The 8,146-nt window shown below is 71.7% G+C and carries 8 protein-coding genes; 5 read left to right on the plus strand and 3 right to left on the minus strand.

Features of this window, described 5'->3' with window-relative positions; translation table 11 throughout:
• Window positions 1-331: 331 nt before the first annotated feature.
• Together ACNPQM_RS16965 and ACNPQM_RS16970 are read left to right on the plus strand one after the other, a co-directional pair.
• The gene (locus tag ACNPQM_RS16965; protein ID WP_418084625.1) at window positions 332-1,675 is read left to right on the plus strand and encodes a transcriptional regulator; all 1,344 of its coding nucleotides are present in this window, start codon (window positions 332-334) and stop codon (window positions 1,673-1,675) included.
• Window positions 1,676-1,761: 86 nt separating this feature from the next.
• Window positions 1,762-2,292 (plus strand): NUDIX hydrolase, encoded by a 531-nt coding sequence (locus ACNPQM_RS16970; protein WP_418084626.1) that lies wholly within the window; start codon window positions 1,762-1,764, stop codon window positions 2,290-2,292.
• Window positions 2,293-2,367: 75 nt separating this feature from the next.
• Here ACNPQM_RS16970 and ACNPQM_RS16975 read toward each other — a convergent pair whose 3' ends face one another.
• On the minus strand, window positions 2,368-3,228 hold the full coding sequence (locus ACNPQM_RS16975; protein WP_418084627.1) for a 3-hydroxybutyryl-CoA dehydrogenase: 861 nt from the start codon (window positions 3,226-3,228) through the stop codon (window positions 2,368-2,370).
• Window positions 3,229-3,416: 188 nt separating this feature from the next.
• On the opposite strand from ACNPQM_RS16975, the gene ACNPQM_RS16980 reads away from it, so the two are divergent.
• Window positions 3,417-4,715, plus strand: coding sequence for a glycoside hydrolase family 10 protein (locus ACNPQM_RS16980; RefSeq protein ID WP_418084628.1), 1,299 nt, complete (start codon window positions 3,417-3,419; stop codon window positions 4,713-4,715).
• Window positions 4,716-4,786: 71 nt separating this feature from the next.
• On the opposite strand, the gene ACNPQM_RS16985 is transcribed toward ACNPQM_RS16980, so the two are convergent.
• Entirely contained in the window at window positions 4,787-4,999 is a 213-nt protein-coding gene (locus tag ACNPQM_RS16985; protein ID WP_358859865.1) for a DUF1918 domain-containing protein, read from the minus strand.
• Window positions 5,000-5,041: 42 nt separating this feature from the next.
• Window positions 5,042-6,106, minus strand: a complete 1,065-nt coding sequence (locus ACNPQM_RS16990) for a DMT family transporter (RefSeq protein ID WP_418084629.1) — start codon at window positions 6,104-6,106, stop codon at window positions 5,042-5,044.
• Here ACNPQM_RS16990 and ACNPQM_RS16995 point away from each other — a divergent pair.
• Complete coding sequence (locus tag ACNPQM_RS16995) at window positions 6,105-7,586, plus strand: PLP-dependent aminotransferase family protein (protein ID WP_418084630.1); 1,482 nt, start codon at window positions 6,105-6,107, stop codon at window positions 7,584-7,586. The two genes, ACNPQM_RS16990 and ACNPQM_RS16995, sit on opposite strands and share 2 nt — an antisense overlap.
• Window positions 7,579-8,025 (plus strand): GNAT family N-acetyltransferase, encoded by a 447-nt coding sequence (locus ACNPQM_RS17000; RefSeq protein ID WP_418084631.1) that lies wholly within the window; start codon window positions 7,579-7,581, stop codon window positions 8,023-8,025. The genes ACNPQM_RS16995 and ACNPQM_RS17000 overlap by 8 nt, the downstream gene beginning before the upstream one ends.
• Window positions 8,026-8,146: the final 121 nt, after the last annotated feature.

Here is an 8,146-nt window from a genome sequence, read left to right on the forward strand (position 1 = left end):
GGGGGACCGCACGCGGGCCCCGGCCCGGCCCGGGGGAACCCGGTTCCGGGCCGGTCCCGCAGCCACCCTCCGATCAGTGGGCAGTGGGTCGTGCGATCCTGCGTCGTCCGCGCTGCCACGGAGTGTCGGGCAGGTCGGCAGAGCGAACGACGCGGGTGCGGGCCGTCGACTGTACGAGGGGGAGCAGACGACCCGGCCGCCTCTTGCGAGGCGACTGATTCAACCGATTCGTACCCCGGCGCACCAGAGTGCGCGACGGGACGGTTCGGGCATTCCGTTCACACCCCGTGTGAAACGTGCTCCACTGGGGCGACAGGCCTTAGGAGGGGCAATGGAGCCCAACATCCTGCTCGAAGCCCTCATCGACGAGGCGGGCGTCTCCCGGGCAGGTCTTGCCGCGCACATCAATCAGGCCGGGCGTGCCCGCGGACTGTCCCTGCGGTACGAACACACGGCCGTGGCCCGCTGGTTGAAGGGCCAGCGGCCCCGCGGCCAGGCGCCCGACCTGATCTGCGAGGTGCTCGGCGACCGGCTGCACCGACCGGTCTCCCTCGGCGACATCGGCATGGCGACCCGCGGCGGCGGGGTCGCGGTCGTGCCGGGCTCGACGCTCACCGGCTTCGTGGAGCGGGCCACCACGTTGTGGCGCTCGGACGAACAGCAGCGCCCGCACGTCCTCGCCGCGGCCACGGTCACCGGTACGACAGCGGTGATGCCCGTGTGGGAGTGGGAGAACCCGCCCGAGGACGCCGACGTCTCCCGCACCGGTCCGACACACGTCGGCATGGCCGACATAGCGATGCTGCGTGCCGCCCGCACCCACTACGAACTGATGTACCGCAGGGCCGGCGGCATCGCGACGCGTTCCCGCATCGTCGGCTTCCTCAACACCGAGACCGCCCCGCTGCTGCGCGGTGGCTACAGCGACGCGACCGGCCGCCGCCTGCACCGGGCGACCGGCGGGCTGGTGGCCGTCGCGGGCATCTGCGCGTACGACTCCGACGCACACGGTCTCGCCCAGCGCTACTTCCACCAGGCGCTGCGGCTGGCCAAGGCGAGCGGGGACCGGGGGCTCGGCGGGTATGTGATCGCCCTCCTGGTCAACCAGTCGCTGTTCCTCGCCGACTACCGGCAGTCCGTCGCCTTCGCGGAGGCGGCGCTGCGGGCGGCGGGACGGCACATCACGCCGGCACTGGCGGCCGATCTGTACGCGATGCAGGCGAAGGCGTACGCACACCTCGGCGACGGCCGCAGCGCCCTGGAGTGCATCCGGCGGGCCGAGTCCGATGCCGAGCGCATTCGCCCCGCCCATGAACCCGACGAGACTGGGTACGTCGAACCGGGCCTGGTCAATGTGCAGGTGGCGGAGGCCCTGCTCAGCCTCGGCGATCTGCCGGGGGCTCGGGAGCACGCCGCGGCGGCGGTCAGTACCCCGGCGCACGACCGGGGCCGGGTGCACCGGCTGGCCATGCTGACCCATATCGAGTTGCGGCAGGGGGAGGCGGACCGGGCGGCGGGCACGGCCGCGGAGATGGCGGAACGGGCCCGGGGGATGGAGTCGCAGCGGCTGCGGGACCGGCTGCGGGCGGTGCGCGAGGACTTGGCCGGGAGCGGCTGCGCCGACGCGGAGGAGGCCGCCGAGCTGATCGACGGGGCGTTGCGCGTACCGCTGTGAAGGTAGGGGGGGACGCCGGGAACGTTCCCTTCCGGCGCTGCTCCTGCTGCCATGTTGCCACCAACCTGTCGGAAGGTGGCAGAACTATGCAGTGGACGAATCTGAACGAACAAACCGTGTATGAGAACCGCTGGTTCCGGGTCAATCTGGCGGATGTCGTTCTTCCCGACGGCCGTCACCTCGACCACTACCTCGTCCGGCTCCGGGCCGTCGCCGCGGCGACCGTCGTCAACGAGGCCAACGAGGTACTGCTGCTGTGGCGGCACCGGTTCATCACCGACAGCTGGGGCTGGGAGCTCGCCGCCGGTGTGGTCGAGGACGGCGAGGACATCGAGGCTGCGGCCGCCCGGGAGATGGAGGAGGAGACCGGCTGGCGCCCGGGCCCGCTGCGGCCGCTGCTGACCGTGGAGCCGTCGAACGGCCTCACCGACGCCCGGCACCACCTCTACTGGGCCGAGGAGGCGACCTGGACCGGCCACCCGCAGGACGATTTCGAGTCGTCGCGCCGCGAATGGATCCCGCTCAAGCTGGTGCCCGACATGATCGCCCGGGGCGAGATCCCGGCCGCCGGCATGGTGGCCGGGCTGCTGATGCTCCATCACTTACGGATCGGGTGAGGCATGCAGCACACGCGATCGGGGCCGGCCGGGACATCCCCGGCCGGCCCCGCCGGCGGTACGACGACCGGCAGGTCAGGAGTACGGGTAGAAGCCCGAGCCCGTCTTGCGGCCGAGCCGGCCCGCGTCGACCATGCGCTGGAGCAGCGGGGGAGCGGCGTACAGCGGTTCCTTGAACTCGGAGTACATCGAGTCGGCGACCGAGGCCACGGTGTCCAGGCCGATGAGGTCGGAGAGCTTCAGCGGGCCCATCGGGTGGGCGCAGCCGAGTTCCATGCCGTTGTCGATGTCCTCGCGGCTGGCGATACCCGACTCGAACATCCGGATCGCGGAGAGGAGATACGGGATCAGCAGAGCGTTGACGACGAAGCCGGAGCGGTCCTGGGCGCGGATCGGATGCTTGCCCAGCACGTCCTGCACCAGTGCCTCGGAGCGCCGGACCGTCTCGTCGGACGTGGTCAGCGCGGGGATCAGCTCGACGAGCTTCTGCACCGGGGCAGGGTTGAAGAAGTGGATGCCGATGACCTGGTCCGGGCGGGAGGTCGCCACGGCCAGCTTCACCAGCGGGATGGAGGAGGTGTTGGACGCGAGAATCGCGTCCTGCCGGGTCACCACCTGGTCGAGCACCTGGAAGATCTCGGTCTTGACCTGTTCGTTCTCCACGACGGCCTCGATCACGAGATCGCGGTCGGCGAACTCGCCGAGGTCGGTGGTGAAGCTGAGGCGGTTGAGTGTCTCGTCGCGCTCCTCCTCGGTGATCTTCCCGCGTTCGGCGGCCTTCGAGAGGGAGTTGTGGAGCCGGGTGCGACCGATCTCCAGCGCCTCGCCGGTGGTCTCGGCCACCATGACGTCGAGTCCGCTGCGGGCGCACACCTCCGCGATGCCTGCGCCCATTTGGCCACAGCCCACCACTCCGACGCGTGCAATGTCGGCCATAGAGTCCGTCACCTCGTGCCTTTCGCTGGTCTCCGTTCGGCGGGCTCCCGTCTGATTCCGGTCCCCGCCTCGACCCCCCGACGTTACTCCGCGGCCTATGGGTCATGACGGGCCGGGGCGGGCATGCTCTGCGTTACCCCCGATGCCGGGGTGACGGACGAGGACACAGAGACGGCAGGTGCAACGAAATGCGACAAATGGCCCGAAGGGGCTTTGTGGCGGGTGCGGCCGGGGTGGTCGCGGGGATGGTGACCTCGGCCGCGAGTGCGGCCGAGGCCGTCGCCGTACCGCGGGACGTGCCGGTTCTGTCCGGGGCGGGTGCAGTGCCCGGGCCGGGTGTGAGCCTCCCGCGCGTCGCCCGGCGTGAGATGCGCGGTATGTGGGTCGCCACCGTCGCCAACATCGACTGGCCCTCGGCGCCCGGTCTGACGGCGGCGGCGCAGCAGGCCGAGCTGATCGCGTACCTCGACGAGGCCGTCGCCCGGCGGCTGAACGCCGTCGTCCTGCAGGTCCGGCCGACCGCCGACGCCCTGTGGCCGTCCTCCTACGAACCGTGGGCCCAGTACCTCACCGGCGTCCAGGGGAAGAACCCCGGCTGGGACCCGCTGGGCACTGCCGTCCGCGAGGCGCACCGCCGCGGCCTGGAACTGCACGCCTGGTTCAACCCGTACCGGGTCGCCACCCACACGGACCCGTCCCGGCTGGTCCCCACCCACCCGGCGCGGCTGCACCCGGACTGGGTCCTGCCGTACGGCGGAAAGCTCTACTACAACCCCGGACTGCCCGAGGTGCGCCGCTTCGTCCAGGACGCCATGCTCGACGCGGTCCGCCGCTACGACATCGATGCCGTCCACTGGGACGACTACTTCTACCCGTACCCGGTCGCCGGACAGGTCTTCGCCGACGACGCCACCTACGCGCAGTACGGCGCGGGCTTCCCGGACAAGGCCGCCTGGCGCCGCGACAACACCGACAAGCTGGTCCGCGAGATGTCCGCGGGGATCAAGAAGATCAAGAAGCACGTCCGGTTCGGGATCAGTCCGTTCGGTGTCTGGCGCAACGCGGGCACCGACCCGCTCGGCTCGGACACCAGGGCAGGAGTGCAGACCTACGACGACCTGTATGCCGACACCCGAGGTTGGGTCAAGAAGGGCTGGATCGACTACATCTGTCCGCAGGTCTACTGGAACATCGGCTTCGCCGCCGCCGACTACGCCAAGCTGCTGCCCTGGTGGGACGCGGTGGTACGGGGCACGGGGGTCGACCTCTTCATCGGCGAGGCGCTCTACAAGGGCGGTGACCCCGCCCAGCCCGCCGCCTGGCAGGACCCGGCCGAGCTCTCGCGCCATATCGACCTCGCCGCGCGCTACGACCAGGTCCGGGGGCATGTCTACTTCTCGGGCAAGGACGTGGTCGCCGACCGGGCCGGCATGATGGCGCGCGTCGTGGGGGACCACTACCGCAACAGAGTGCGCCCTCCCCGCTGACCCGAGGGGTCTGAAACGGAGGGGGCGCACCGAGGGGTGGCGCGGTCGGGGCGGCCGTGTGCCCGGGGAACCTATGGGGTCTCCGGGCTCCGGTGCGGGACTCCGGTGTGCTGGACGATGGTGTCGGGACCTGGCGAAACCAGGTGTTCGTGTCCGTCCTCGGAGCGGACGCGGTACGGGGGAGCGCCCTTGTCCCCGAGCACTTCGAGGATCTCTGCGACCCGGTCGTGCTGCCCCACGGTCCTGCCGTGCGTCAGCAGCCGGTCGCCCGCGTGTGCCTCCATCTGGAGTGACCTCCTCACGGGTGACGGTCCATGTCGACAAGTCTATGACCGGATCCGCCCACGCACCGGGCGTACCAGTGGCTCTTTTCGGATCGGGCGGGAACCGGGCACGGCTGAGGCCACCGTGGCGGGTGCGTCCGGGCCGTCGTGGGCCACGCCGGAGACCCCCCGGCGCTGCGCCCCCGCCCGCTGGGTGGCCGCGATGCAGACGAGCACGGCCACCGCCGCCACCGGTGCGGCCGCCGAGGCCTTCTCGCCGAGGAGCAGGAACGACCACACCAGAGTCAGCAGCGGCTGTGCGAGCTGAAGCTGGCTCGCCCGGGGGACCCCGATCTCCGCCATGCCGCGGTACCAGACGTACAGGCCGACGAAAGTGGAACCCGCCGCCACCCAGACCAGGCCGATGGCCCCGTGTGTGGTCAGCCGCACCGGCTCGAAGGAGAGCGCGACCGCCGCGCCCGCCACCATCAGCGGCGCCGCGAGGACCAGTGCCCAGCCGATCACCTGCCAGCCCGGCATGACCTCGGCCAGCCTGCCGCCCTCGGTGTACCCCGCCGCGCACACCAGCAGCGCACCGAACAGAAAGAGATCGCCGGAGGAGAGCGCGCCGCCGCTCTGCTGCACGGTGAACACGATCACCACAGCCGCGCCGGCCAGTGCCGCGATCCAGAAGGTGCGCGGCGGACGCGACCCGGTCCGCAGTGACGAGAGGACCGCCGTGGTCAGCGGCAGCAGCCCCACCACCACGGCCGCGTGCGAGGAGGTGGAGGTCTGCAGGGCCAGCGTGGTCAGCATCGGGAACCCCGCCACCACACCGCCCGCGACGACCGCGAGCCCGCCCCAGTGGCGGCGGTCGGGCGCCGGGACCCGTCCCGCAAGCAGCACGGAGCCCGCGATCAGTGCGGCGAGCAGGCTGCGCAGGGTCACCAGGGACCAGGGGCCGAAACTCTCCAGTCCCCAGACGGTGGACGGGAAGGTCAGCGAGAAGGCGACGACGCCGAGGCCGGCGAGCAGTGTGCCGCTCCGGCCCGCCGATGAGGCAACCGCTGCCGAAGGGGAGGTAACCGCTATCGCCACCTGATGGGTAGCGCTATCCTTTGCTGTCATGCAAGAGCGTAGCAGCGTGGCTGAACTGGTGAGTTCCCTCCGAAGTGAGCTGAACCGCTACTCACCTGGTGGGAAGCTGCCGTCCAGTCGGGCACTCGTGGAGCGATATCGAGTCAGCCCGGTGACCGTCTCCCGGGCGATCGCGCAGCTCGCCGCCGAAGGGCTCGTCGTGACCCGCCCCGGCTCCGGCGCCTTCCGGGCGGAGCCCCGTAACGATGTGCCCCCGCCCGGCGACACCTCGTGGCAGGAGGTCTCCCTCAGCGGCGACGGCGGACCAGAGGTCGTGCCCCGTACCGTCGACGCGTCCGGCGTCCTGGTCACACTCACCGCACCGCCGCCCGGCGTCATCGAGCTGAACGGTGGTTACCTCCACCCCTCGCTCCAGCCCGAACGGGCGCTCGCCGCCGCCCTCGCCCGGGCCGGGCGCCGCCCCGGAGCCTGGGGCCGGCCGCCCACCGACGGGCTCACCGAACTCCGTGCCTGGTTCGCCCGCGAGATCGGACCCTCGCTCACCGCCGCCGACGTGCTGATCACCGCGGGCGGCCAGAGCGCCCTGGCCACCGCTCTGCGGGCCCTCGCCCCGCCCGGCGCCCCTGTCCTCGTCGAATCGCCCACCTACCCGGGCATGCTGGCGGCCGCCCGTGCCACCGGACTGCGTCCCGTCCCGGTCCCGGTCGACGCCGACGGGGTCCGCCCCGATCTGCTCGCCGCCGCCTTCCGCGCCACGGGCGCTCGCGTCTTCGTCTGCCAGCCGCTCTTCCAGAACCCGACCGGCGCGGTCCTGGCCCCGGACCGCCGGATTGAGGTCGTCCGGATCGCCCGCGAGGCGGGGGCTTTCGTCGTGGAGGACGACTTCGCCCGCCGTCTCGTCCACGACGACGCGGGCCCGCTGCCCACGCCGCTCGCCGCCGACGATCCCGACGGAGTCGTCGTCCATGTCTGCTCCCTCACCAAGATCACCTCGCCGAGCCTGCGGGTGGGTGCGCTGGCCGCCCGGGGCCCGGTGCTGGAACGGCTTCGGGCCATCCAGGTCGTCGACAGCTTCTTCGTCCCGCGCCCGCTCCAGGAAGCCGCGCTCGAACTGGTCGGTTCCCCGGCCTGGGGTCACCATCTGCGTTCGGTGTCGTCGGAGTTGAAGAACCGGCGGACCGCCATGACGACCGCCCTGCGGCTCGAACTGCCCGACCTGTCGCTCCCGCGCATCCCCGCGGGCGGCGGCAGCCTCTGGCTGCGGCTGCCGGATGCCGAAGCCGGCCCCGACGAGGCGACGTTGGTTTCGGCCGCCCTGCGCGCGGGCGTCGCGGTCGCGCCGGGCCGTCCGTACTACTGCGCCGAACCCCCGTCCGCCCAGGTGCGGTTGAGCTTTGCCGCGGTCGCCGGGGCGGGCGAGATCGCCGAGGGCGTACGACGGCTGCGCACCGCCTTCGACGAACTCTTCGCCGCCCCCGGCCGCCGCGACCTATCCTCCGGGCATGGCTGACATCCTCCAGGAGCGTTACGAGATCTCGTCCGACCCGGCCAGGCTGGACCCGGCCCGGATCCACCACTGGCTGTCCACCGACGCCTACTGGGCGCTCGCACGTACCCGCGAGATGCAGGATCTGGCCATCGCCGGATCGCTCAACTTCGGCGTGTACGACACCACTTCAGGGGAACAGGTCGGCTACGCCCGGGTGGTGACCGACCATGTCACCTTCGCGTGGCTCTGCGATGTGTACGTCGACCGGTCGGCCCGCGGCCACGGGCTGGGGACCCGGCTCGCCGCCGCCGTGCGCGACCACCTCGCCCCGACCGGCATCCGCAGGATCACCCTCGCGACCGACGACGCCCACGGTGTCTATGCGAAGGCTGGGTTCCAGCCGCTCAAGGACCCCGAGAAGTGGATGTATTTCCGCTTCGACCGTCCCGGAGCCGTCTGAACGCCCCCCTGACCTGCGTGGTGCTGTGACCTCTCGGCGGGGCGGGGGGGCGGGGCCCCCGGGGGGGCGGGCCCCCCCCACCGACGAGGCGACGGAGCCAATGGAGCCGAGTGGGGGGTGG

Origin of the sequence: Streptomyces sp. NPDC056231, assembly GCF_048270745.1 — a bacterium.
Lineage (GTDB): Bacteria > Actinomycetota > Actinomycetes > Streptomycetales > Streptomycetaceae > Streptomyces.